General features: G+C 72.0%; 20 protein-coding genes. 4 read left to right on the forward strand and 16 right to left on the reverse strand.

What is annotated here, in order from left to right; translation table 11 throughout:
• Window positions 1–157: 157 nt before the first annotated feature.
• The 15 genes from DJ021_RS02555 to DJ021_RS02625 all read right to left on the reverse strand — a co-directional run bounded on the left by DJ021_RS02555 (window position 158) and on the right by DJ021_RS02625 (window position 17743).
• Window positions 158–3031 (reverse strand): bifunctional [glutamine synthetase] adenylyltransferase/[glutamine synthetase]-adenylyl-L-tyrosine phosphorylase, encoded by a 2874-nt coding sequence (locus DJ021_RS02555; protein WP_111456053.1) that lies wholly within the window; start codon window positions 3029–3031, stop codon window positions 158–160.
• A gap of 2 nt (window positions 3032–3033) precedes the next feature.
• Window positions 3034–4437, reverse strand: a complete 1404-nt coding sequence (locus DJ021_RS02560; RefSeq protein ID WP_111456054.1) for a sensor histidine kinase — start codon at window positions 4435–4437, stop codon at window positions 3034–3036.
• A gap of 18 nt (window positions 4438–4455) precedes the next feature.
• Entirely contained in the window at window positions 4456–5127 is a 672-nt protein-coding gene (locus DJ021_RS02565; RefSeq protein WP_111456055.1) for a response regulator transcription factor, read from the reverse strand.
• 25 nt (window positions 5128–5152) lie between these two features.
• Window positions 5153–6730: a Do family serine endopeptidase gene (locus DJ021_RS02570; protein ID WP_111456056.1), complete on the reverse strand. Its 1578-nt coding sequence runs from the start codon at window positions 6728–6730 to the stop codon at window positions 5153–5155.
• 148 nt (window positions 6731–6878) lie between these two features.
• Window positions 6879–7319 carry a cytochrome c-type biogenesis protein gene (locus tag DJ021_RS02575; RefSeq protein ID WP_111456057.1) on the reverse strand — a complete coding sequence of 147 codons (441 nt, stop codon included), beginning with the start codon at window positions 7317–7319 and terminating at the stop codon, window positions 6879–6881.
• Window positions 7320–7327: 8 nt separating this feature from the next.
• The gene (locus tag DJ021_RS02580; RefSeq protein ID WP_111456058.1) at window positions 7328–9301 is read right to left on the reverse strand and encodes a heme lyase CcmF/NrfE family subunit; all 1974 of its coding nucleotides are present in this window, start codon (window positions 9299–9301) and stop codon (window positions 7328–7330) included.
• Window positions 9301–9801 carry a cytochrome c maturation protein CcmE gene (gene ccmE / locus DJ021_RS02585; protein ID WP_111456059.1) on the reverse strand — a complete coding sequence of 167 codons (501 nt, stop codon included), beginning with the start codon at window positions 9799–9801 and terminating at the stop codon, window positions 9301–9303. Before ccmE ends, DJ021_RS02580 begins: the two co-directional genes overlap by 1 nt.
• A complete protein-coding gene (ccmI, locus tag DJ021_RS02590) occupies window positions 9798–10880 on the reverse strand; it encodes a c-type cytochrome biogenesis protein CcmI (RefSeq protein ID WP_111456060.1) in 1083 nt (360 codons plus the stop codon). The genes ccmE and ccmI overlap by 4 nt, the downstream gene beginning before the upstream one ends.
• Window positions 10881–10923: 43 nt before the next feature.
• A complete protein-coding gene (locus DJ021_RS02595; RefSeq protein WP_111456061.1) occupies window positions 10924–12303 on the reverse strand; it encodes a hypothetical protein in 1380 nt (459 codons plus the stop codon).
• Window positions 12304–12384: 81 nt separating this feature from the next.
• Window positions 12385–13764: a sensor histidine kinase gene (locus DJ021_RS02600; protein ID WP_243625884.1), complete on the reverse strand. Its 1380-nt coding sequence runs from the start codon at window positions 13762–13764 to the stop codon at window positions 12385–12387.
• A 19-nt stretch (window positions 13765–13783) separates the two neighbouring features.
• Window positions 13784–14476, reverse strand: a complete 693-nt coding sequence (locus tag DJ021_RS02605; RefSeq protein ID WP_111456062.1) for a response regulator transcription factor — start codon at window positions 14474–14476, stop codon at window positions 13784–13786.
• A gap of 26 nt (window positions 14477–14502) precedes the next feature.
• Window positions 14503–14835, reverse strand: a complete 333-nt coding sequence (locus DJ021_RS02610; protein WP_111456063.1) for a hypothetical protein — start codon at window positions 14833–14835, stop codon at window positions 14503–14505.
• A 94-nt stretch (window positions 14836–14929) separates the two neighbouring features.
• The gene (locus DJ021_RS02615) at window positions 14930–15892 is read right to left on the reverse strand and encodes a DnaJ C-terminal domain-containing protein (protein ID WP_111456064.1); all 963 of its coding nucleotides are present in this window, start codon (window positions 15890–15892) and stop codon (window positions 14930–14932) included.
• A 100-nt stretch (window positions 15893–15992) separates the two neighbouring features.
• A complete protein-coding gene (locus tag DJ021_RS02620) occupies window positions 15993–17225 on the reverse strand; it encodes an alpha/beta fold hydrolase (RefSeq protein WP_111456065.1) in 1233 nt (410 codons plus the stop codon).
• A gap of 53 nt (window positions 17226–17278) precedes the next feature.
• Window positions 17279–17743, reverse strand: coding sequence for a YcgN family cysteine cluster protein (locus DJ021_RS02625; protein WP_243625885.1), 465 nt, complete (start codon window positions 17741–17743; stop codon window positions 17279–17281).
• A 106-nt stretch (window positions 17744–17849) separates the two neighbouring features.
• On the opposite strand from DJ021_RS02625, the gene DJ021_RS02630 reads away from it, so the two are divergent.
• The 4 genes from DJ021_RS02630 to DJ021_RS02645 all read left to right on the forward strand — a co-directional run bounded on the left by DJ021_RS02630 (window position 17850) and on the right by DJ021_RS02645 (window position 22919).
• Window positions 17850–19652 carry an ABC-F family ATP-binding cassette domain-containing protein gene (locus DJ021_RS02630; RefSeq protein WP_111456067.1) on the forward strand — a complete coding sequence of 601 codons (1803 nt, stop codon included), beginning with the start codon at window positions 17850–17852 and terminating at the stop codon, window positions 19650–19652.
• A 474-nt stretch (window positions 19653–20126) separates the two neighbouring features.
• Window positions 20127–21125 (forward strand): ABC transporter substrate-binding protein, encoded by a 999-nt coding sequence (locus DJ021_RS02635; protein ID WP_111458947.1) that lies wholly within the window; start codon window positions 20127–20129, stop codon window positions 21123–21125.
• A 289-nt stretch (window positions 21126–21414) separates the two neighbouring features.
• Complete coding sequence (locus DJ021_RS02640) at window positions 21415–22155, forward strand: ABC transporter ATP-binding protein (RefSeq protein ID WP_111456068.1); 741 nt, start codon at window positions 21415–21417, stop codon at window positions 22153–22155.
• Between the two features lie 5 nt (window positions 22156–22160).
• Window positions 22161–22919, forward strand: a complete 759-nt coding sequence (locus DJ021_RS02645; protein WP_424444179.1) for an ABC transporter permease — start codon at window positions 22161–22163, stop codon at window positions 22917–22919.
• Here DJ021_RS02645 and DJ021_RS02650 read toward each other — a convergent pair.
• Window positions 22916–23971, reverse strand: a complete 1056-nt coding sequence (locus tag DJ021_RS02650) for an energy transducer TonB (protein ID WP_111456070.1) — start codon at window positions 23969–23971, stop codon at window positions 22916–22918. The two genes, DJ021_RS02645 and DJ021_RS02650, sit on opposite strands and share 4 nt — an antisense overlap.
• Between the last annotated feature and the right edge of the window lie 33 nt (window positions 23972–24004).

Raw genomic sequence — 24004 nt, forward strand, 5'->3', positions numbered from 1 at the left:
GACGACTATGGTCCTTCACGGCGCCGGTTCAGCCGCATCATGGGCAGCACTCCATCGAAGGGCTAGCGGTCATCGTCGGCTCCATCGGGTCAGCGCGTCCGGAACTGCGACGCCGCCCCTCCTGACGTTGAACGGCTCGCCGGCCGGGTTCCGTCGGTCAGGTCTGGACGATGGTCTCATAAGCGGCGCGCGCCGCCAGCCGCGCGGACGCCAGGCGGGTCCGCAACGCGCGGAAGTCCCGCGCGCCGCCGGCGCGGGCGAGGAGCATCCGGAAGGCCTTCGGCTCGGCGGCCGGATCGGCCTGGTCCTCCAGCGCCACCTTCAGGAGCTGGGTCAGGTTCTGTTGCAGGCGCCAGGCGTCCTCCAGCGCCTCCAGGGCCGGCTGCGGCGCCAGCTGCGCCTCGCGGAAGGCCGCCAGCGCCTCGGCGGTGTTGGGCCGCAGCGGTCCGCCGGCGTCGGCGTGCACCAGTTGCAGGAACTGGGCGGCGAACTCGACGTCCACCAGGCCGCCGGGCGAAAGCTTGAGGTCCCAGTCGCCCTTCGGCGGCCGCTCCTGCTCCAGCAGCTGGCGCATCTCGCGCACGTCGGCGCCGGTGCGCGCGCGGTCGCGGGGACGGCGAAGCGCCTGCCCGATCGCGTGCTGCGCGGCCCCGGCGAACGCGTCGCTGCTGGCCCAGACGATCCGCGCCCGGGTGAGCGCCAACAGCTCCCAGGTCTCCGCCTCGCCCATGTAGTAACGGTCGAAGGCGCCGAAGCTCACCGCCACCGGGCCCTTGGTGCCGGAGGGGCGCAGCTGCATGTCGACCTCGTAGAGCCCGCCCTCGGCGGTCTGGCTCGAGAGCGCCGCGATCAGCCGCTGGGTGAAGCGCCCGTAGAAGGTCGCCGCATCCCAGCCCTTCAGGCTCGACGCGCCCGCGGGTTCCTCGGCGCGGTAAAGGGTCATCAGGTCGAGGTCGGACGTCGCGCTCATCTCCCGCGAGCCGCACTTGCCCAGCGCCACCACCGCCACCTCGCCGGGGAAGTCGCCGCCCAGCCGCACGGTCTCAGCCAGCGACGCCGGGCCCAGGATCTGGATGCAGAGGTCGGCGAGCTCGGCGAAGGCCTTGCCCGCGGTCTCGGCCGTGGCGCTGCCGCTCATCACCTGCACGCCGACCCGGAACGCCTGCTCGCGCTGGACCCGGCGCACCGCGTCCATGGCCGCCTCGAAGCCGTCGGCGCGGGCCACGGCGCCTTCCATCACCGAGCGGTCCTCGGCGATGTCGATAGTTTGGAAGAAGGCGGTGTCGAGCATGGCGTCGATGGCGGCGGGACGCCGGGCCAGCGTGGTGGCCAGGCGCGGGGCGAAGGCCATCACCTCCACCACCAGCTCGAACATCTTCGGCTGGGCCAGGAACAGCGACTGCAGCTGCACGCCCGAGGACAGGCGCGAGAAGAAGTCGGAGAAGCGGTTGAAGGCCACGTCCGGCGCGCCGCTCGCCTGGGCGGCGTCCAGCAGCCGCGGGGCCAGCCGGGTGAACAGCTCCCGGCCGCGCTCGGTGCGGGTCGCCGGGATGTGGCCGTGGTGCCAGTTGCGGATGGTCTGCGACACCCGCGGCGGGTTGGAGAAGCCCATCCGCGCCAGGGTCGCCAGGGTCTCCGGATCGTCGTCGACGCCGGTGAACACCAGGCTGCCGAACCGCGACGACAGCGGCTCCTCCTCCGGGAAGAGCTCGCCATAGCGGGCGTTGACGGTCTTCAGAGTGCGGGTGATCGCCGCGTCGAAGCTGCGCAGGCGGTCGTAGCCGGCCAGGGCAGCGATCCGGCGGCGATCCGGGTCGGATTCCGGCAGGCGATGGGTCTGCTCGTCGGCCAGCATCTGGATGCGGTGCTCGACGGCGCGCAGCATTGCGTAGGCCTCGCGCAGCTCGGCGGCGGTCTCGGGCGCCACGTGGCCGGTTTCGACCAACGCCTGCAGGGCGTCCAGCGTGCGGCGGCTGCGCAGGGACGGATTGCGTCCGCCCGAGATCAGCTGCTGGGTCTGGACGTAGAATTCGATCTCGCGGATGCCGCCGCGGCCCAGCTTCAGGTCGACGCCCTTGGCGGACACCCGCTCGTCGACCTTGTGGGCGTGGATCTGGCGCTTGATGGAATGGATGTCGGCGATGGCCGCGAAGTCGAGGTGCTTGCGCCAGACGAAGGGGGCAAGCTCGCCTAGGAACTCCCCGGCGGCGGCGAGGTCGCCGGCGCAGGCCCGCGCCTTGATGAAGGCCGCCCGCTCCCAGTTCTGGCCGACGCTCTCGTAGTATTCCAGCGCCGCGGCCACCGGCACGGCCGGCGGCGTCGACGACGGGTCCGGCCGCAGCCGCAGGTCCATGCGGAAGACGTAGCCGTCGCCGGTGCGCGCCTGCATCAGGTCGGCCACCCGGTGGGTCAGGCGCACCGCGAAAGCCTGCGGCTCCACGCCGTCGGCCAGCCGCAGCCGGTCGGGATCGAAGAAGACCGAGACGTCGATGTCGCTGGAGTAGTTGAGCTCATAGGCGCCCTGCTTGCCCATGGCGATGCAGAACCAGCCGGGGACCGGGCCTTCCGCGCCGTCGCCCAGGCTGGTCAGCCGCCCGGCCTCCAGCTCTCCCCGGGCGGCGATGGTCAGCGCCGAGGCCACTGCGGCATCGGCGAACCGGGTCAGGGCGCCGGTGACGGCGTCGAGGTCCCAGACGCCGCCCAGGTCGCAGAGGGCGGTCAAGAGGTGCAGCTCGCCCTTCAACCGCCGCAGGTCGCCCTCGGCGGCGGCGGTCTCGCCCTGCGCCACCGCGGCGGTGCGGGCGAGGAGGTCCTGCAGCCGCGCGTCGGGCTCGGAGGAGAGGAGCGTGGTCAGCCGCGGCGGATCGCGACGCGCGAGCCCGGCGAGGTAGGGCGAGGCGGCGAACATCGGGGCCAGCGCCGGCCAGGCCTTCTCGATGGCGGCCGCCTCGCCCAGAGCCTCGCGGGTCCGGGCCGCCCCCTTCGCGTCGACGACCGGACCGCAGGGCCTGAGCTGTTCGGCGAGCGTCATCGTCAGGCCGCGCGCGGCAGGATCAACGCGACCCGCAGGCCCGGGCCCATCTCGCCGACCTTGCCGGGGCCCTCGTCCAGTTCCAGCCGCCCGCCGTGCGCCTCGGCCACCGCGCCCACCAGCGACAGGCCGAGCCCGGCCCCCGGCTGGTTGCGGCTGTTCTCCAGCCGCACGAAGCGCTCGACCACCCGGCCACGGTCCGCCTCGGGCACGCCCGGCCCGGTGTCGGTCACCGAGAACTCCACCTCGCCGGACGACCGGCGGCGGACCCGCAGCATGATCGCCCCGCCCTGCGGCGTGTACTTCACGGCGTTGTCGAGGATGTTGGCCAGGGCCTGGGCCAGGAACTCGCGGTTGCCGCGGACGGTCAGGTCCCTGGCGAACTCGGTGGCGAAGTCGATGCCCTTGTCCTCGCACAGCGGCGCGTAGAGCTCGGAGATGTCGGCGGCCAGTTCCGAGGGGTCGAACAGCGTCGGGTCCGGGGCCGCGCCCGCCGCCTGCAGGCGCGCGATCGACAGCACCGCGCCGAAGGTCTTCAGCACCCCGTCGGTGTCCTCCAGCGCCTGCCCAAGCGCCTTGGTCGGGTCGCCCTTGCCGGCTTCCACGTCCAGGTAGGCGGCCTCCAGCCGCGCCCGCAGACGGGTGACCGGCGAGCGCAGGTCGTGGGCGATGGCGTCGCCGGCGTGCTTATGGCCCGCCATTGAGCGCTCCAGCCGGTCCAGCATCTCGTTGAGGCCGAGCGCCAGTTCGTCGAACTCGTCCCGGGTGCCGCGCACGTGGGCGCGCGCCGCCAGGTCGCCGTTGCGGACTGCGTCCACCACCTCGGTCAGCCCGGCCATGCTGCGCGAGACGTTGCGGCTGACCAGCACCCCGCCCGAGAGGCCCAGCACGATGATCAGCGCCCCCGCGCCCCAGAGCGCGCGGACGATCTTCACCACATAGGCCTGGTCCTCGCCGATGTCGGCGCCGACGAACAGGATCTCCCCGCCGCCCAGCCGCTCCTGCACCCCGCGGGCCGGATGCTTCACCACCTGCCGCTGGGCGTTCCGGTCGGTCACCGAGAAGGTGGTCCACGTCTCCTGGCCGTTGAACCTGTCGACCGGCGACTCCTCCACCGAGCCGGAGATCCGCTTCCCGTCCTTGGTCATCAGGAGGTAGAGGAACGGCCGCTCGCTGGCCGCCCGCTCGATCAGCGACTGGTTGACGGCGTCCACCCCGGCCCGGTTGTAGGCGGCGGTCAGCGAGCGCATCTCGCGGGTGATCTCGCGATCGGTCCGCCGGGTCGCCTCGCCGGCAGTGGCCACGTAGATGTAGGCCAGGAAGGCGCTGGCGGCGCTGGCGAACAGCGCCAGGAACAGCAGCGTCAGCCGGAACGGCGTGGTGCGGAAGATCCGCGGCAGGCGCATGGCGCGCGCCCGGCTCTGCTACGCGTCCAGGCGGTAACCCGCCCCGCGGACGGTCTGCAGCATCGGCCGGTCGAAGCCCTTGTCGATCTTCGAGCGCAGCCGGGAGATGTGCACGTCGATGACGTTGGTCTGCGGGTCGAAGTGGTACTCCCAGACCTTCTCCAGCAGCATCGTCCGGGTCACCGACTGGCCGGCGTGGCGCATCATGAATTCCAGCAGCTGGAACTCGCGCGGCTGCAGGTCGATCTCCTTGCCCTGGCGATGCACGGAGCGGCCGATCAGGTCCATCTCCAACTCGCCGACCCGCAGCAGGGTCTGCACCGAGCCGGTCTCCCGGCGCCGCGCCAGGGCCTCGACCCGGGCGCTGAGCTCGGCGAAGGCGTAGGGCTTCACCAGGTAGTCGTCGCCGCCGGCCTGCAGGCCGGCCACGCGGTCGCCCACCTCGCCGAGCGCCGAGAGGAAGAGCACCGGCGTCTGGTCACCCTCGCGCCGGATGGTCTCGATCAGGGTGACGCCATCCATCTTCGGCATCATGCGGTCGACGATCATCACGTCGAACTCGCCGTCGCGGGCGGCGACGAGGCCCTCCTGACCGTCCGCCGCCCGCGTGCAGGCGTGGCCGGCCTCGGAGAGGCCGCGCTCCATGGCGTCGGCCGCTTCGAGGTCGTCTTCGACAATCAGGATCCGCATGATTCCGCCCCCGGAAAACCCGAGCTTAGCCTGTAACCTTCAACGGCAGGAAGGAGGTGCGGCCGGCGCGGTAGACACCCACCAGCACGCTGGTGCGGTTGGCCTTCTTGGCGACGTCCACGGCGCTCGCCAGATCCGCGGCGGTGGCCACCAGGCGGTCCCCGGCGCGGACGATGACGTCGCCGCGCCGCAGGCCCTTCTGGCCGGCGTCGGAGGTCTGGTCGACGGAGGTGACGACCGCGCCGCGCACGTCGGCCGGCAGGCTCAGCTGGCGGCGCGTGGCGTCGTCCAGCGGGGCCAGGCCCAGGCCGAGCACCGGCGGCTGCTTCTGCTGCTGCGAGCCCGAACCGCCCGGACGTTGCGCGTTCGGGCTGTTGTCGTTGGCCGCCAGTTCCTTCTCCGACGGCCGGGTGCCGGAGCGCACCTCGACGGTGCGGTGGTGGCCGTCGCGGATCACGTCCAGCCGCAGCGCGTCGCCGGGCCGGGCCTTGGCGACTTCCCGCGTGAGCTCGGAGGAGGTCTTCACCGACTGGCCGTTGATGGAGGTCACCACGTCGCCGGGCGCGAGGCCGGCGCGTTGCGAGGGTCCGCCCGGCACCAGGTCGGCGACGATCGCGCCGCGCTGGTCGGCCATGCCCTGGGCCTCCGCCATCTCGGCGGTGAAGTTCTGGATGGTCGCGCCGATGTAGCCGCGCTGGATCTTGCCGCCGGAAATCAGCTGCTTGGTGACCTGGTCCGCCACGTCGGCGGGGATGGCGAAGCCGATGCCGACCGAGCCGCCCGACGGCGAGAAGATCGCGGTGTTCACGCCGATCACCCGGCCATAGATGTCGAAGGTCGGGCCGCCGGAGTTGCCGCGGTTGATGGGCGCGTCGATCTGGATGTAGTCGACGAAGGTCTCGCCGATGTCGCGGCCGTAGGCCGAGATGATGCCCGCCGTGGCGGTGCCGCCCAGGCCGAACGGGTTGCCCACCGCGATCACCCAGTCGCCGACCCGCGGCTTGGCCGAGTTCTCGAAGTTCACGAACGGGAAGTTCGCGCCCTTGACCTTGATGACCGCCAGGTCCGTGCCCTCGTCGCGGCCGACGACCACGGCGTCCAGCTCGCGCTCGTCCTTCAGCACGACCTTGATGGTCTCGGCGTTCTCGACCACGTGGTTGTTGGTGATGATGTAGCCGTCCGAGGAGATGAAGAAGCCCGAGCCGGCGGATTGCTGGGTCGGCAGCCGCGGCTGGCCCTTCTCCGTGCGGCCGCCCTGCGGCGGGGCGCTCTCGTCGTCGCCGTCAGCGCCACCGTTGCTGTCGGGCGCCTGGCCGCGCGGCACCAGGTCGAAGGGCAGGCCCGGGATGCGCAGGGCGCTGGTGTCGACGCGGCTCGTCACGTTGATCGAAACCACCGCCGGCGAGACGCGGTCGAAGATGTCTGCGAACGACATCGGCGCGCCGGGCGGCGGCGCGAAGATCGGGGCGGTGGACGCCTTGATGAGATGGGCCTGGTCGGCGTGGGCGGCCGGCAGTCGCACGCCCGCGCCCGCCACCGCAGCGGCCATGACGCCCGCGCCCGCGATGGCGCCCAGGAGGTAACCGGTCTTCTTCGAAGTCATCAGTCTCTTGTTCCCTGTGCGCGCGGCGTCGGTGTTTCCGGTGCGCGCCCGACAAACCTAGGTTCGATGCACGAGAGTGCAACGGCTCTCAAGTTACGTTTAGGTCACCCTGCGTCCGGTATCACGACGGTTATTAGGCGCAATAGTGTCAGGATGGATCGGATTCCGACAGGCGCCGCAGCCGTTCGGCCTCGGTTTGCGAAAGCTCCGGCTCCACCGTGCGGTTCCGCAGCCGGGTGAGCAACAGGATGAGCCCCAGCCCGACCACCAGGAAGGGTCCGACCCACAGGGCCACGTTGCCGAGCGCGAAGCTCGGCCGCAGCAGCACGAACTCGCCGTAGCGGTCGGTCAGGAAGCGCTTGATCTCGGCGTCGCTGCGGCCGGCCTTGACCTGTTCGCGCACGATCTGGCGCAGGTCGTGGGCGAGCTCGGCCTCGGAGTCGTCGATGGACTCGTTCTGGCAGACCAGGCAGCGGACATCCTGGAAGATCTGTCGGGCCCGGGCCTCCTGTGCGGGGTCCGGCAGGCGCTCGGCGGGATCGGAGGCGGCGGCGAGGCTGAGCACGCCGGCCAGGGCCGCCGCCAGCATGCGCCACCTCACGCCGGCTGCTCCCGCCGCCGCGCCACGCCCAGGCGGAGCCGGCGGTCGGACAGCGAGACGAGGCCGCCGAGGCCCATGATCACCGGTCCGAAGAAGAGCAGCGTCGCCCACGGGTTCCAGTAGGCGCGCACCAGCCAGACCGGCGCGCCGGCCTTGTCGCGCCGCTCGCCGAGCACGACGTAGAGATGGCTCAGGCCGCGGTAGCAGATCGCCACCTCCGACGTGGTCTGGCCGCCGGCCGGATAGAAGCGCCGCTCCGGCTCGGCGGTGCAGACCGGTCGGCCGGCCCGGGTGGCGTGGATCAGCGCGCGTTCGGCCTCGTAGTTGGGCCCATCGACGTCGCCGACCTGGTCGAGCACCAGGTGATAGCCGCCGACGTTCAGGCTGCCGCCCCGCGAGAGGGTTTCGGCGGCCTCGGCCTTCCAGCCGGTCTCGTAGCAGGCGCCGAGCACGAACACCCCCAGGCCGAGGTGGGCCAGCGTCATGCCCCAGGCTCCGCGCGGCAGGGCGACGAGCCGGCGCCAGCTCTCCGCCGCCGGAGCCCGGAAGGCGCGGGTGCGCTCGACCAGCTCGGCGACCACGCCGGCGATCAGCCAGGCGCCCACCGCCAGCCCGGCGGCGCCGAACGCCTTGCGCGGGCTGACCAGGGCATAGGCCGCCAGGCCCGCGGCGAGGGCGACCAGGACCGCGACCCACAGCCGCTGCGCCACGCCCCAGGCGTCGCCGCGCTTCCAGGCCAGCAGCGGCCCGGCCGGCAGCAGGATCAGCAGCCCAGCCATCAGCGGGGTGAAGGTGAGGTTGAAATAAGGGGGGCCGACGGAGATCGACTCGCCGGTCATCGCCTCGCGGATCAGCGGATAGAGGGTGCCCAGCAGGACGGTGGCGGTGGCCGCGGCCAGCAGGATGTTGTTGAGCACCAGGGCGCTCTCGCGGCTGACCGGGGCGAACAGGCCGCCCTGCCCCAGCTTCGGCGCCCGCCAGGCGAACAGGGCGAAGGCCGAGCCGCAGGTCACGCCCAGGATGATCAGCAGCAGCACCCCACGCTTGGGATCGACCGCGAAGGCGTGCACCGAGGTCAGCACGCCCGAGCGCACCAGGAAGGCGCCCAGCATGGAAAAGGAGAAGGCCGCCAGGCCCAGGAACACCGTCCAGCCGGCGAGCGCGCCGCGCTTCTCGGTGACGATGGCCGAGTGCAGCAGGGCCGCGGCCACCAGCCAGGGCATGAAGGAGGCGTTCTCCACGGGGTCCCAAAACCACCAGCCGCCCCAGCCGAGCTCGTAGTAGGCCCAGAACGAGCCGAGCGTGATGCCGACGGTGAGCAGGCTCCAGGCGGCCAGCGCCCAGGGCCGCACCCAGCGCGCCCAGGCGGCGTCCACGCGCCCCTCGATGAGGGCGGCGACGGCCAGGGAGAAGACCACCGACATGCCGACATAGCCCGCGTAGAGGAACGGCGGGTGGATCGCCAGCGCCGGGTCCTGCAGCAGGGGATTGAGCGAGCGGCCCTCGACCGGCGGGCTGGCGAGCCGCGCCAGCGGGTTCGAGGCGAACACCGTATAGGCCAGGAAGACCGTGCCCAGGCCGCCCTGCACCGACACCATCACGGCCCGCAGGCCCCGTGGCAGGCTGCGGCCCAGGAGGGCCGCCGCCGCGCCGTAGCCGGTGAGCGCCAGGCACCAGAGCAGCATCGAGCCCTCGTGGCTGCCCCAGGCCCCGGCCACCTTGTAGAGCATCGGCTTTTCGGTGTGCGAATTGGCGGCGACGTTGGCCACCGAGAAGTCCGAGGTGACGAAGGCGTGGATCAGGGCCGCGAAGGCCAGCGCCACGCCGACGAAGGCCGCCAGGGCCGCGCCCTCGCCGGCCGCCGCCAGCACCGTCGAGCGGCGCATCCGCGCGGCCGCCGACAACGCCGCCTGGGCGATCGAGAACACCAGGCCCAGGGTGAGCGCGAAGGCGCCCAGTTCAGCGATCATCAGGAGCCGCCCTTGTCCGAGGCCGGCTGGGCGTAGGCCGGCGTTGCGCCGTCGCCCCGCCATTCGCCCTGGGCCTTCAACGCCTTGGTCAGTTCACGCGGCATGTAGCGCTCGTCGTGCTTGGCGAGCACCCGCTTGGCCTCGAACACGCCGTCGCCGCGGAAGGCCCCAACCGCCACCACGCCCTGGCCCTCGCGGAACAGGTCCGGCAGGTCGCCCTGGAAGACCACCTTGTCCACCGAGGCCTGGTCGCGGACGTTGAACTCGACCTGGCCGTCGGGATGCTTGACCACCGAGCCCTGGGCCACCAGTCCGCCGAGCTGGATCGAGCGGCCGGCCGGCGGCCGGGCCTTGGCGGCCTGCGACGGCGTGTAGAAGAACGAGACGGAATCCCCGAGCCCCCAGAGCGTCAGCGCCACGGCCAGGATCAGCACGGGCGCGATGGCGGCGACCAGCGTCAGCCGGCGGCGCGCCTTGGGGGATTTCGGCAGCCAACTCATCGCATCGGCTCCGCCCGCGCCGAGGCGTCGAGCTGTTGCAGGATATCACTGCGGCCGGCGTAGCGCGCCTTGGCGTCGGCCAGCGCCTGGTCGCGCTTGGCCTTGTCGCCGAGCACGGCGTAGGCGCGCACCAGCCGCACCCAGCCCTGCGGATCGTTCGGGCTGGCCTGCAGCCGCTGCGCCAGGCCGGCGACCATGCCGCGGACGGCGGTCAGCTGTTCGGGCGACAGGGCCGGCGCAGCCTCCGGCTGGCCCTCCGCGTCGGCGATCGCCGCGGTCAGCGCGGCGCGGCGGCTGTCGTCGGCGGGCAGGTCGGCCAGCAGGGCCCGCCAGTCGGCCAGGCCACCGGCGCGGTCGCCGTCGGCGATGCGGGCGCGGGCCAGGTGGAAGCGGGGCGCGACGGCTTTCGGATCGCGCTTCAGCGCCTCCCGGAAAGCGGCCTTGGCGTCGTCGGTGACGGGGCCGCCGCTTTCGAAGACCAGGCCCTCGCCCAGCAGTTCCCAAAGGTCGGCGCGCTGCGGCGCGATCCGCACCGCCTTGCGCAGGGCGCGGACCGCCTCGGCGGGATGCTCCGAGGCTCCCTCGGCGATGGCGAGATAGCGGAAGCCCTCCGGATCGTTGGGCCGCTGCTGGGTGAGCTGTTCGAGCACCGCGGCCAGCTCCGGCGGCGCCAGGCTGGCGGGGTTGGAGGCCTTCCAGGCGGCCAGGCGCTTGACGAACGGCTGGTCGGGCATCCCCGGCGAGCCCAGCGCCAGGTAGAGGCCAAGCGCCAGCGCCGGGGCCAGCATCACGGCGATCAGCACCGGGCGGCGCGCGGCGGGCTCCGATGTCCAGGTCTCGACCGGCTGGTCGGCGGCGGCCAGCAGGCGACGGCCGGCTTCGGCGTGGGCGCTCTTGCGCTCGGCCTCGCCGATCAGGCCGCGTTCGGCCAGTTCGTCGATCTCCGCCAGCTGCCGGCGATAGACCGCAGGCGTGGGGTCTTGCGCCTCGCCCTGCGTGGCGGCCCGAGCGGCGCGGGAAAGGATGAGACCGGCCGCGGCGGCGGTCAGCACGCCGGCGACCACCCAGAAGGCGATCATGGCGCGCGTTTAGCGGAAAGCGTGGGTCAGTGCGAGCGCGGCGTCATGCCCCAGCGGTCGCGCGGGCGGACGGCTCCGGCTGCCCGGCCGCCGCCGCGCGGCGGCGGACCAGATCAGCGGCCTTGTCGTCGCGAACCAGACGGCTGAATTCCGCCACCACGGTGAGGAAGGCGCGGGCGTTGTCCTCGTATTCGGTCTCGTGGGTCTTGAGCAGGTCGAGCACTTCCTCGACGTAGTGGTCGAGCATCTCGCCGAGCTTCTCCAGGGTCTTGGTCCGCGCCGCGGCGAAGCCGCCGTAGTTGGCGCTGGAGCGCACCTCGCGCGCGAAGGCGAGCAGGGTCAGCGAGCGGCGCACCGCCGTCTCGTCGGGCGGCAGGTTGAGCCTGGGGATGCTGCGGCGGATCCGGCGCAGCTTCGCCGGACCGGTGGGCAGCGCCTGGGCGGCGTACTTCTCGGTCTCCCGCAACCGGGCTTCGACGACGCTGGCCAGCGACTTGCGCTGCTTGACCAGCCGCAGGCCCCAGCCGTGCTCGCGCGATAGGTCGACGCAGGTCTCCAGTTCGGTCGCCTGCAGGGTGATCAGCTCCACCCGCTTCGCGGCCTCGACGGCGACGGCGGAGCCGCCATCGAGGTCGAGCAGCGAGATCGCCCTCAGGGCGTCGTCGATGTCGCTCATCACCCGCTCGCCGAACCCGCCGAGCTCGGAGTCCGCCAGATAGCGCTCCGTCGGCTTGTCCATCACCGCGGAGATGACCCTGAGCACCATCCAGCTATGCGGCAGCTGGGCGGCCAGCATCTCGAAGAAGCCGGGCCCCGCGTCCTCGGAGATCGAGACGGCGTCCTTGTAGGCCAGCCGCGCGCCGGCGGTCACTTCGTCGCTGAAATGCGTGGTCCACTCCGGAAGCCGGAAGGAGGCCGCACGGACCACGGGGGCGAGGTCAAGGCAGGCCACGAAAGCCGCCGCGCCGCCGGCCCGGGCCTCGTCGCAGGCCTCCGCAGCGACCACGAAGTCGCGCACTTCGCCGGCCCGAATGGCCTCGGCCGCCAGCCGCACCAGCCGGTCGAACGCCTCGGTGGAGCTCTCGCCCGGCCGATAGTCGTAGAGGGAGAGCTCGGCCTTGGCGATCTGCGCCGGGGCGATGACCTTCAGGCCGCGCCAGACGGCGCCGAGCACGCGCCCGGGGAAGACCAGATTGTGGGGGTCGCGTCCGTCGCCGACGCACATCGGCACGATCGGCTGCAGGATGATGTTGCGAAGCTGGCGGTCGCGGGCCTCGCTTTCCACCATCCGGCGAACGCTGGCGAGCGCGCTGTCGCCGCCGGTGCCGGCCAGAGCCGCATGCAGACCGCCCACGACCTGGTCCGGCGCGGCCTCCACGAGGGTCCGCACGATCTGCATCTTGCGCTCGGACAGAGCAGGCATTCGGGAGGCTCCGCATGCGGACAACACCGCATCGCGCCAACATGCCGAACGCGGGTTAAGGTTTTCCGAAGCGCAAGGACTTCAGGCTTCGGCCCGCGGCAGGTCGACCTGCAGGCGCAGACCGCCCAGCCCGCTCTCGCCCAGTGTCAGCGCGCCGCCATAGGCGCGGGCCAGTTCGTCGATGATGTTGAGGCCCAGGCCCGAGCCCGGCGCACTCTCGTCCAGGCGCGCGCCGCGCTGGATCGCGGCTTCGCGCTGTTCCTGGGTCAGGCCTGGCCCGTCGTCCTCGATGGTCAGGCGCAGCCGCTCCGGGCCGGCGGCCTCGGCGCGGACCCGCACCTTGCCGCGGCACCACTTGCAGGCGTTCTCGATTCCGTTGCCGGCGATCTCCAGCAGATCCTGCCGCTCACCCTGGAAATAGAGGTCGTCCGGGGCGTCCCAGTCGATCGCCACGCCCTTGTCGCGGAAGATCCGCTCCAGGGTGCGGACCAGCTCATCCAGCACCTCGACGACCGAGGTCCGCTCGCCCTGCCCCTGGGTGCGGGCGGCGGCGCGGGCGCGGCGCAGGTGGTGGTCGACCTGCTGGCGCATGACCGCGGCCTGGCGGGTCACCACCTCGGCGAGGGGCCCCGGACGCTGGTCGGCCTCGGTGATCATCACCGAGATCGGCGTCTTCAGGGCGTGGGCGAGGTTGCCGACGTGGGTGCGCTGGCGCTCGACGACCTCCTGGTTGTGGGCGACCAGGGCGTTCAGCTCGTCGGCCAGCGGCATCACCTCGCTGGGATAGACGTGGGCCAGGCGCTCGGCCTTGCCCCGCCGGACCGCGGCCACCTCGCGCTGCAGCTCGAACAGCGGCCGCAGGCCCACCCGCACCTGGATCACCACGGCGGCGATCAGGCCCAGGCCCAGCAGGAGGAAGGCGGCGGCGGTAGCGGCGATGAAGCCGCGCACGTCACGGTCGATGGGCGAGCGGTCCTCGGCGGCGAGGAAGATCACCGGGTGGCCGTAGATGGTCGCCGGCCGTGCGGCGGCCCGCAGCGGCTCGCCGAGCGGTCCGCGGGCGCTGTAGGCGAACGGCTTGCCGGGACGGGCGGCGAACTTGCTCGCAAGGTCGCGCGGGGTGTGGAGTTCGGAGTCCCACAGCGAGCGGGAGCGGACCAGGGCCGCGACCTTTCCGCCCGGCCGGAACTCGGCGATCTCCCAGTAGCGGCCGGAATAGGCGCGCAGCGCACGCTCGTCGGTCAGCGCCGGCGCGACCACCTCGCCGTTCTCCACCGTGGTGCCGGTCGTCAGGTTGTCGATCAGTTCGTTGAGGCTCTGGTCGAAACGCCGCAGCGCCGCCTGCTGGAACAGCAGCGCCAGCACCACCGCCGAGACCACCAGCGCGGCCAGGCTCCAGCCGACGGCCAGCAACACCAGCCGGCGGGCGAGCGAGGGGCGGCGCAGGGCCTCGGGGATCACGGCGTTGCGGGGCGCACGGTCACGGCCGGGCCGCCTCGCCTCCGACCTCGCCCTCGGGACAGGTCAGGCGATAGCCCAGGCCGCGGACGGTCTCGATCCGGTCGGAGCCGATCTTCTTGCGCACCCGGCCGATGAACACCTCGATGGTGTTGGAATCGCGGTCGAAGTCCTGGTCGTAGAGGTGCTCGACCAGCTCGGTGCGGCTGATCACCCGGCCCTGATGCATCATCAGGTAGTGCAGCAGCCGGTATTCCAGGGAGGTCAGCCGCAGGGGTTCGCCGTTGACGCTCGCGCGCGCCGCCCGCGGATCGAGCCGCAGGCCGCCGCAGGACAGGCTGGGCGCGGCGTGGCCGGCGGAGCGCCGCAGCAGGGCGCGCAGGCGGGCCAGCAGCTCCTCGGTGTGGAAGGGCTTGGTCAGGTAGTCGTCGGCGCCGGCGTCGAAGCCCGCGACCTTCTCGCTCCAGGCGCCGCGGGCGGTGAGGATCAGCACCGGCGTGGCCATGTTCTCGCGCCGCCAGCGTTCCAGCACCGAGACCCCGTCCACCTTCGGCAGGCCGAGATCGAGGATCACCGCGTCATAGGGTTCGGTCTCGCCCAGGAACTGGGCTTCCTCGCCGTCCGGGGCGTGGTCGACCGCATAGCCGGCGTCACCCAGCGCCAGCTTCAGCTGACGCGAGAGGTCCGGATCGTCTTCAACAAGCAGGATACGCACGGTCGCGTCCTTTCAACTGCGGCGGCTCAGCGGCCTTGCTGCCGGATCTGCTGGCCGCTCACGGCGTCCACGACGAACACGACGACCTGGCCGGACGGCAGCATCTGCCATTGGACGAAGTAGACGGGTCGGCCGCCGTCCTCGCCCTGAGTGGTGTTCAGGTGCCGCCCCGGCGTGCGCGCCGCGATCATCGCCAGAACGCGCGCCAACGGCACTTGGCGCCCGGCCCGCACAGCGTCTCGCGCCTGGTCCTGGTCGCCACGACCTGCGCCCAGCGCAGGCCGGTCATTATCCTGCGCGGTCGCCGCCGCAGGAGCGGCGGCCGCCAGCAGGGCGGCGATCACGAGGAAGCGTTTCATGCTGCCGATCTAAGCGGCCTGGACTGAACCGGGCCTGAATACGGCGGTTATGCCGGGGCCGGACCGTTCTGTCACGCGGCTCAGACCTGAAGGGTCAGTTCCGGCGACGGGGCGTGTAGGGGCGCTTCTGCCGCCAGGCCTCGGCGAAGGCCTCGAGCTCCGGATCCGGGGTGTCGGGCAAGGTGACCACCAGGCGGGCGAACAGGTCGCCGCGCCGGCCCTGCGTGTCGGTCAGCCCCCGGCCCTTGAGCCGCAGGCGCGAGCCGGTGTTGGAGCCCTTGGGAACCGTCAGGGTGACCGGGCCCTCGGGGGTCGGGGCCTCGACCTTGCCGCCCAGCGCCGCGTCGTAGACGGTGACCGGCACGTCCATCACCAGCACCGCGCCTTCCTGGCGGTAGATCGGATGCGGCAGGATGGTGAGTTCGATGAAGGCGTCGCCGGGGCCGGAACGTCCCGGTTGGCCCTGGCCCTTGAGCCGCAGCGTCTGGCCTTCCTGCGCGCCCTTGGGGATGGTGACGTCGATGGTGCGGCCGTCGGAGAAGCTGATCCGCTTCTTGCCGCCGCGGATGGCGTCCTCCAGGTCGATCTCCAGACGCGCGCGCACGTCGGCGCCGCGCTGGGAGAAGCCGCCGAACCCGCCGCCGGCCCCACCGGGGCGCCCGCCCCGGCCGCCGCCGCCGAACATCTCGCCCAGGATGTCGCCCAGGTCGACGCCCTCGAAGCTCTCGCTCTGGTAGGCGCCACGACGGGCGCCGCCGCCTTCGAAGCCCGGACCGCCGCCGGGATTCGCGCCCCACGGCCCCTGGCCGCCGGAGAAGCCGCGGGCAGTCTCGCGGCCATCGGCGTCGATCTCGCCGGCGTCGAACTTCTTGCGCTTGGCGACGTCGCCCAGGATGTCGAACGCGGCGCTGACGCGCTTGAACCGCTCCTCGGCTTCCTTGTTGTTCGGATTGGTGTCGGGATGGTTCTGCTTGGCGAGTTTGCGGAACGCCTTGCGGATCTCGTCGGCGCTCGCACCGCGCGAGACGCCCAGCTCCTGATAGGGGTCGCGCGCCAAGACCTCAGCCCTCTAAGAAATACCGTCCAAGCTTGGTCTTCTAGATTGGTCCGGCCGGACTTGCACGCAAGGGCGAGTGTGGCAGATTTGCAACAACAGATCAGGCGAACGGCCGCGGTTCGCTGCGCGGCCGGACGGCGTCGGCGTCGGACGAGGCCGCCGCAGCGGCTCCGGCGCCCTGGACGGCGTCGGCCGAGCGCGCCCCCTGGCTGAAGACCTCGTCGGCGAAGGCGGCGATGGCGGTGTTGTACTCCTCCGCCAGCTCCATCGGCCCCATGTGGCCGGCGTCCTGCACCGGGTGCGGGCGGGCCTGCGGCAGCTTCCAGGCGATCACCTCGCCGGCCGACGGCACGGTGACCAGGTCGCGGCCGCCGATGAACACCAGCGCCGGAACCCGCATGGCCGGCAAGTCGTCCGCCACGCCCCACGCCATCATCGCCAGGTTGCCCTTGGCCTGCACGGCCGGCGAATTGCGGGTGGCGTCCAGCGCCACCTGGTTGAGCTGCGCCTTGGTCGGCCGGGTCCCGAACCCGCCGATCCGCATGCCAAGGTGGGTCGCGCCCGACAGATAGCTCTGCCAGTTCATCGCCCAGACCAGCGGCTGCAGCCAGATGTCCAGGCGCATCAGCGGCTTCAACACCGGCTCCATGGCGTGCAGCGCCTCGCCCAGGATCGTGGTGCGCGCCGGATCGACGGAGGTGGTGTTCTCCAGGACGATGCCGGCGACCTGCTGTCCGAGCATCTCCGGATAGCGGCGGCAGAAGGTGAGCACGGTCATGCCGCCGATCGAATGCCCCACCAGGATCACCCTGCGCCGTCCGGCGCGGTTCACCACGGTCAGCAGGTGGTCGGCGAAGCGGTCGAGGCTGTAGTGGCCATCCCGCGGCTGGGTCGACTTGCCGAGCCCGGCGAGGTCGTAGACCACCACCTGGAAGCGCTTGGCGAGCGCGCGGCGGGCCTCCCACCACGTCCCGGATTCCATGGCCCAGCCATGCACGAAGACCAGCACGGGCGCGTCCTGCGGACCGTCGGCCTCGAGATGCAGCACGGCGCCGTCGGCGGTCTCCACCGAGACGCCGGCCTCGTGCTCGAAGCGGGCCTGGTCGTCGCCGCGACGACCCAGCAGCAGCGCCATCGGCAGGCGGCCGAGCAGGGACCAGGCGATCAGCGCCCCGCCGGTCCACAGCCGCCAGTCCTGGGCGTCGAGGCGTTCGCCGGGCAAGGGCTGAAGGATCTCGTGCAGCCGCCACCACGACCAGGCGAGGTAGCCTCCGGCGGCGAGCAGGGCGAGCGAAATGAGCGCGAACAGGCGCTGGATGAGGGCAAGCAGCATGACAGACCTCCGACCGATGTTCGGGGAAGCCGGAAATGCCGGCGAATGTTCCGTTAGTCGCGGCCGCGTTCGTCGATCAGGTCCCAGGCGGCGAATTCCAGGGCGTCTTCAGCTTCGGCCAGCACGTCTTCGCTGACTGTCTGGCCGCGGACCGATACGCCCGCGCGGTGCACGCTCTCCGGGTCGCCGGAGACCAGCGGGTGCCACTCCGCCAGGTCCCGCCCCTCGTGCAGCCGGCGGTAGGCGCAGCTCTTCGGCATCCAGGGCAGGGCCTCGATGTTGCCGGGGGTGAGCTTGACGCAGTCGGGCACCTGGGCCCGGCGGTTGGCGTAGTCGGTGCAGGTGCAGGCGGTCGGATCGAACAGCTTGCAGTGCACCCGGGTCGGGATGACCTCGCCGGAGTCCTCGTCCTCGAACCGCACCAGGCAGCACAGGCCGCAGCCGTCGCACAGGCTCTCCCACTCGCGCGCAGTCATCTGCTCGAGGGTCTTCCTGCGCCAGAAGGGTTCGCCAGCCATGCGCGGCATCTAGACCCGCAGCGCCCCCGACCCAAGGGGCCGCGGCGATTTGTGATCGCGCACGCGGCCTTGCGCCCGGCGCGGGACCCTATATCTCACCCCGCCCATGAGACCCCCCATCCTCGCGCTGAAGGACGTCCGCCTCGCCGACGGTCCGCTGATGCTGTTCGACGGCGTCGACCTGGCGCTGGATGCGCGGGTCCGCGCCTGCCTCGTCGGCCGCAACGGCGCCGGCAAGTCCACCCTGCTGCGCATCCTGGCCGGCCGGATCGAGCCGGACGACGGCGAGCGCACGGTGACGCCGGGCACGCGCATCGCCTTCGTCCCCCAGGAGCCGGAGATCGTCGGCGAGACGCTGCTCGACTACGCCACCGCCGGCGGCGCGCAACCGCACGAGGCCGAAGCGGCGCTGACCACCTTCGACCTCGACCCCGGCAAGAGCGCCCAGGGCCTCTCCGGCGGGGAGATCCGCCGCGCCGCGCTGGCCCGCGCCTTCGCCGAGGACCCCGACGTCCTGCTGCTCGACGAGCCCACCAACCACCTGGACATCCTGGCGATCGAAACCCTGGAGGGCGAGCTGGCCTCCAGCCGCGCCGCCGCGCTGATCGTCAGCCACGACCGCGCCTTCCTGGAGCGGGTGACCCGCCGTTCCTTCTGGCTGGAGTACCGCCAGGTCCGCCGGCTCGACGAGGGCTTCGCCGCCTTCGACGCCTGGGCCGAGAAGGTCGAGGCGCAGGAAGCCGAGGAAGCCCGCCGCCTCGACCGCGCCCTGCAGCGCGAACAGCACTGGCTGGCCCGCGGCGTCACCGGACGGCGGGCCCGCAACGAAGGCCGCCGGCGGCGGCTCGACGCCATGCGCCAGGCCAAGGCCGACCGGCTGAAGGACGGCCGCGCCGAGCTGAACATGGGCATCGCCAGCTCCGGGGTGTCCGGCCGCCGGGTGGTCGACGCCAAGAACCTCTCCAAGGCGTTCGGCGAGCGGGTGCTGCTGAAGGGCTTCTCGACCCGCATCCTGCGCGGCGACCGGGTGGCGGTGGTCGGCCCGAACGGGGCGGGCAAGACCACGCTGGTGAAGATCCTGCTGGGCGAGATCGCCCCCGACGCCGGCGAGGTGAAGCTCGGCACCAACCTGGAGGTCGCCTACATCGACCAGGCCCGGGCGGCGGTGTCCGGCGACGCCACGCTCCGCGAGATCCTGACCCCGCTCGGCGGCGACCAGGTGCTGGTGCGCGGCGAGCCGCGGCACGTGGTCTCCTACGCCAAGGACTTCCTGTTCAAGGAGAGCCAGCTGCGCCAGCCGGTCCGCAGCCTGTCCGGCGGCGAGCGCAACCGCCTGCTGCTGGCCCGCGCGCTGGCGACGCCGGCCAACGTCATGGTGCTGGACGAGCCCACCAACGACCTCGACATGGACACCCTGGACCTCCTGGAGGACCTGCTGGCCGACTACGAGGGCACGCTGATCCTGGTCAGCCACGACCGCGACTTCATCGACCGGCTGGCCACCTCGACCATCGGGCTCGACGGGACCGGGCGCGCCGTGGAGACGCCGGGCGGCTGGCAGGACTTCATCTCCCAGAACCCCGGCTTCTTCGGCCGGATCGCCCCCGCGGCGCCGGCCAAGGCCGCGCCCCCCGCGGCGTCCCCGCGAACCCCGCCCGCCCGCGCGGCCAAGCTCTCCTTCAAGGACCAGCACCGACTGGGCGAGTTGGAGCGGCTGGTCGCCGACCTCCCGGCGAAGATCGCCGCCCTGGAGGCGGAGCTGGGCGATCCGGGCCTCTATGCCCGCGACCGGACGGCCTTCGACCGGATCAGCCGCACGCTCGACGCGGCCCGCGCCCAGCTTTCGGCGGCCGAGGAGGAATGGCTGGCGCTGGAAGAACGGCGTGAGGCGCTGGAGACCGGCCGCTGAGGCCGTGGCCCCGCTTTCCTGTGGATACCCGGACGCATTGATTCCACAGCCGAATCCGGCTGCGGACCCAGCTTGTTAACACTTTATTCACAGAGTCTTGACGGCTTCCCCACATCGGGGCGAAGCGCGGCGCTTGCCCAATAGCGGGTTCGGTAGCAACGTCAAGGGGCCGAGAGGGACTGCGGCGCGGAGCGGAACGGGAAACCGGAAAGTTCAAGCGGGCAGGAGGCTCTCCGAAGCACGGAACCGGGGCGACCCGGAACTCGCTTCAGAGACGCACCGGACGCGATGGAAAACCAGCGGGGCGACCCGTGAACCGAAGTCGCGAACGACCTTGAAGGCACAGATCCCCCAACGGATCTGGATAAAGAGGGCGACGCCCCGGGCGACCGGAGCGCCGCCCTCTTGCTATGGGCGCCTTCCAACCGCGAGCGTAGCGCCCTACCCTCGCGCCGCCTGATCCCGGGGGTGTCCATGAAAGCCTTGCGTCCCGTCCTCCTCGCGCTCGCCGCCCTGGTGGCCGCCTGTTCGCCGGTCAAGAAAGAGGCCGCGCCTGCGCCGGGCCAGCCCACCGAGATCCGCTTCGCCACCGACTGGCGCGCCCAGGCCGAACACGGCGGCTTCTACGAAGCGCTGGCGACCGGCGAATACGCCAGGCGCGGCCTGAACGTGCGGATCATCCAGGGCGGCCCGGGCGTGAACGTGCCGCAGCTGCTGGCCGCCGGCGCGGTCGAGATGGGCATGGGCTCCAACAGCTTCATCGTCACCAACCTCGCCCAGGAGAAGGTCCCCGTGAAAGCGGTGGCGGCGGTTTTCCAGAAGGACCCGCAGGTGCTGATCGCCCACCCGGACCAGGGGATCGAGACGCTCGCCGACCTGAAGGGTCACCCGATCCTGCTGTCCGACGCCTCGGTCACCGCCTTCTGGGTGTGGCTGCGGTCCAAGTACGGCTTCACCGACGACCAGATCCGCAAGTACACCTTCAACTCCGCGCCCTTCCTGGCCGACAAGCGCGTCGCCCAGCAGGGCTACGTCACCTCCGAGCCCTACACGATCGAGAAGCAGGCGGGGCTGAAGCCCAAGGTCTTCCTGCTCGCCGACCAGGGCTACCCCGGCTACGCCACCATGGTGCTGGCGCCCGACAGCCTGATCGCGAAGAACCCCGCCGCCGTGAAGGCCTTCGTCGAGGCCACCGCCAAGGGCTGGCGCGACTACCTCTACGGCGATCCCGCGCCCGCCGACGCCCTGATCCGCAAGGACAATCCGGAGATGACGCCGGACATCCTCCAGCAGGCCCGCGAGAAGATGAAGGCCTACGGCATCGTCGACAGCGGCGACGCCAGGACGCTCGGCATCGGCGCCATGACCGACGCCCGCTGGAAGACCTTCTTCGACATGGCCGCCGGCCAGGGCGTCTATCCGAAGACCCTCGACTACAAGACCGCCTACACCCTGCAGTTCGTGGGCAAGTGACTTCTCTTCCGCCCCCGTTTACGGGGGAGGGGGACCGCCCGCAGGGCGGTGGAGGGGGCGGCCGCGGCACGACGATGCGTTCATCGATCCTGACGCTGAAGCGAGCAAAGTCTCTCCGTCGCGCCATGACGGAGCCGGAAGTGATGCTGTGGTCGCGACTGCGCCGCCGCCTCCCCGAGGCGCCGGCATTCCGCCGGCCGAAGTCAGCACCGCCTGCGCTTGACGCCGCCCCCTCCACCGCCTTCGGCGATCCCCCTCCCCCGTCGTCTTCGCGACAGGGGAGGAAGAATTGACCGTCGCCGCGCTGGATGGGGTCGAGGTCGACTATGCGGCCCGCGGCAGGGCGCTGGGGCCGTTCAGCCTGAGCCTGGCGCAGGGGGAGATCGTCGCCCTGGTGGGGCCGTCGGGCTGCGGCAAGTCGACGGCGCTGCGGCTGCTGGCCGGGCTGGAGGCGCCGACGCGCGGCGAGGTCCGCCGCACGCCGGGCCGCGGCGAGACGGCGGTGGTGTTCCAGGCGCCGACGCTGGCGCCCTGGCTGTCGGCCCGCGCCAACGCCGCCCTGCCGCTGGAACTGGCGGGCGTGGCCGGCGAAACCGCCCGCGAGCGAGCCGCCGAAGCGCTGGATCGCGTCGGCCTGGGCGGGGCGGAGGACGCCCGCCCCGCCCAGCTCTCCGGCGGCATGGCCATGCGGGTCTCCCTGGCCCGCGCCCTGGTCACCGGGCCGAAGCTGCTGCTGCTGGACGAGCCCTTCGCGGCCCTGGACGAGATCACCCGGCGCGCGCTCGCCGACGACGTGCTGGCGCTGTGGGCGACCACGAAACCGGCGATCGTCTTCGTCACCCACAATGTCGAGGAGGCCGTCTACATGGCCGCCCGCGTGGTGGTGATGACCCCCGGCCCGGGCCGCGCCGCCGGCGAGGGGGCGGTGGACGGCCCCCTCCCTCGCCCGGCCGGTTTCCGCACGACGCCGCAGTTCCGCCAGACCGTCGAGGCCGTCTCCGACCTGCTGGCGGCGGGCGGCGCCCGATGAGCCGTCTGCTGCGCACCGTCGCGCCGTTCGCCCTGATCGTCCTGCTGCTGCTGGCCTGGGAGGTCGCCTGCCGGGCCCTGCACGCGCCCACCTATTTCCTGCCGCCGCCGTCGGCGATCGCGGTGGCGCTGGCCAGCGACTGGGCGGCCCTGCTGCGCTCGGCCTGGAACACCCTGGCCATGGCCCTGATGGCGCTGCTCGTCGCCAGCGTCCTCGCCCAGGCCCTGGCCCTGGTCGTGGCGCTCAGCCCGATCCTCGAGCGCGCGGTGCGTCCGCTCGCCGTGGTGCTGCAGGTGACGCCGGTGGTGGCGCTCGCCCCGCTGGTGCTGATCTGGGCCGGCATCGACCACCCCGGCCGGGCCATCGTGGCGCTGGCCGCCATCGTCGCCTTCTTCCCGATCTTCTCCGGCGCGGTCACCGGGCTGAAGGCCGCCGATCCGGACCTGGAGCGGCTGTTCGACCTCTACGGCGCCACCCGCCTGCAGCGCCTGACCCGCCTGCGCCTGCCCTCAGCGGTCCCCTTCCTGCTGGAGGGACACAAGGTGGCCGCGGGCCTGGCGATCATCGGCGCGGTGGTCGCCGAGTTTGTCGCCGGCTCCGGCGGCGCCCAGGGCCTGGCCTGGCGGATCCTGGAGGCCGGCAACCGGCTGCAGACCGCGCGGATGTTCGCCGCCCTGGTGGTGCTGGGGCTCCTGGGCGCAGTCCTCCACGCCCTGCTCGAGCGGGCGGAGCAGGCGGGCCTGCGCTGGTGGCGCGGCCGCTAGGGCGCCGCGGCGGGCCGTGGCGCCTCGCTCATGTCGTAGCGGATTGGAACCCGCACCGTGCCACCGATGATGGGAAGTCCTTCCGCCGACCAGATGCTCAGCCTGAAGGTCTTCACCAGATCGATCGTCGCCTGTCCGATGCCATAGCCGGCAGGATCCTCGCTCTCCCAGCGACAGTCGGCCAGGCCACCGCCCGCGCCCACTCCGCACAACAGCACCACGCGCGCCTTCAGGATGCCCGCCTTTGAGGCGGCGGCCGGGTATACGGCCGCCAGGTCCTCCGGCGCCGGCAGGGCGGTCCAGTGGGGGCGCCCGATCACCGGCTTCGGATTGTTCAGGGCGTCGACCGAGAAGGTGACCGGGACATGGACGTGCTGACCTGTCAGCGGCCGGTCCGGAGGGCCGGCTTGTGGGCTCAGGAACTTTGACATGAGGCTGTGGGCCGCCTTGCCGAAGCCGTATCCGCGAGGGTCGTCGCCCAACAGGTCGCAGCCGTAGAGGCGACCTGTCTTCAGCACCGTGCAATCGAAGGATGCCTTGCCGCCGACCTTCTCGGCGCGGGCCTTCTCCGGATAGGCCGCGAGCACATCCGCGAACGACGGCGCCTCCGCCCAGGGCAGCAACGTCACCTCGGGCGAATACCTGGCCGCGTCCCTGTCGCCCTTGATATGAGAGGCGATCGGAAGGGCCGGCTCAGGAAAGTCGATGGTGAAGCTGGCACGGGTCTCCACCGGCTTGCCGTCCTTCATCGCCGGTCGCATGACGAATTGGACCGTCACCGCGATGGCCGCCGTGCCGAAGCCCTCACCGGGAGGCGTCTCCGAGGCCACCCCGCAGTCGCGAAGCGCGCCTTCGACCGTCACCGTGCAGACGAGGACGGCCTTGCCGCCGACACCACGGCTCAGCGCCCCGCGCGGCCATACGGACAGCAGATCGTCCGTCCGCGGCTTGCGGAGCCACGTGGGCGGCGTGTCGGCGGCAAACGCCGATGCGGGCGCGAAGGCAAGCGCCAGGATCAACGGCGCCAGAAGTGAGATCGCTCGAAGTCGCATCGGGTCCTCGCTAATGGCCCAGCTACAACGCGG

It is taken from the genome of Phenylobacterium hankyongense (assembly GCF_003254505.1).
Lineage (GTDB): Bacteria > Pseudomonadota > Alphaproteobacteria > Caulobacterales > Caulobacteraceae > Phenylobacterium > Phenylobacterium hankyongense.

What these genes read in the sequence shown, in the direction of transcription:
- DJ021_RS02555 (WP_111456053.1), bottom strand. Translation starts at nt 3,031, where the DNA reads ATGACGCTCGCCGAACAGCTCAGGCCCTGCGGTCCGGTCGTCGACGCG.
- DJ021_RS02560 (WP_111456054.1), bottom strand. Translation starts at nt 4,437, where the DNA reads ATGCGCCTGCCGCGGATCTTCCGCACCACGCCGTTCCGGCTGACGCTG.
- DJ021_RS02565 (WP_111456055.1), bottom strand. Translation starts at nt 5,127, where the DNA reads ATGCGGATCCTGATTGTCGAAGACGACCTCGAAGCGGCCGACGCCATG.
- DJ021_RS02570 (WP_111456056.1), bottom strand. Translation starts at nt 6,730, where the DNA reads ATGACTTCGAAGAAGACCGGTTACCTCCTGGGCGCCATCGCGGGCGCG.
- DJ021_RS02575 (WP_111456057.1), bottom strand. Translation starts at nt 7,319, where the DNA reads ATGCTGGCGGCGGCCCTGGCCGGCGTGCTCAGCCTCGCCGCCGCCTCC.
- DJ021_RS02580 (WP_111456058.1), bottom strand. Translation starts at nt 9,301, where the DNA reads ATGATCGCTGAACTGGGCGCCTTCGCGCTCACCCTGGGCCTGGTGTTC.
- ccmE (WP_111456059.1), bottom strand. Translation starts at nt 9,801, where the DNA reads ATGAGTTGGCTGCCGAAATCCCCCAAGGCGCGCCGCCGGCTGACGCTG.
- ccmI (WP_111456060.1), bottom strand. Translation starts at nt 10,880, where the DNA reads ATGATCGCCTTCTGGGTGGTCGCCGGCGTGCTGACCGCCGCCGCGGCC.
- DJ021_RS02595 (WP_111456061.1), bottom strand. Translation starts at nt 12,303, where the DNA reads ATGCCTGCTCTGTCCGAGCGCAAGATGCAGATCGTGCGGACCCTCGTG.
- DJ021_RS02610 (WP_111456063.1), bottom strand. Translation starts at nt 14,835, where the DNA reads ATGAAACGCTTCCTCGTGATCGCCGCCCTGCTGGCGGCCGCCGCTCCT.
- DJ021_RS02620 (WP_111456065.1), bottom strand. Translation starts at nt 17,225, where the DNA reads ATGCTGCTTGCCCTCATCCAGCGCCTGTTCGCGCTCATTTCGCTCGCC.
- DJ021_RS02625 (WP_243625885.1), bottom strand. Translation starts at nt 17,743, where the DNA reads ATGGCTGGCGAACCCTTCTGGCGCAGGAAGACCCTCGAGCAGATGACT.
- DJ021_RS02630 (WP_111456067.1), top strand. Translation starts at nt 17,850, where the DNA reads ATGAGACCCCCCATCCTCGCGCTGAAGGACGTCCGCCTCGCCGACGGT.
- DJ021_RS02635 (WP_111458947.1), top strand. Translation starts at nt 20,127, where the DNA reads ATGAAAGCCTTGCGTCCCGTCCTCCTCGCGCTCGCCGCCCTGGTGGCC.
- DJ021_RS02650 (WP_111456070.1), bottom strand. Translation starts at nt 23,971, where the DNA reads ATGCGACTTCGAGCGATCTCACTTCTGGCGCCGTTGATCCTGGCGCTT.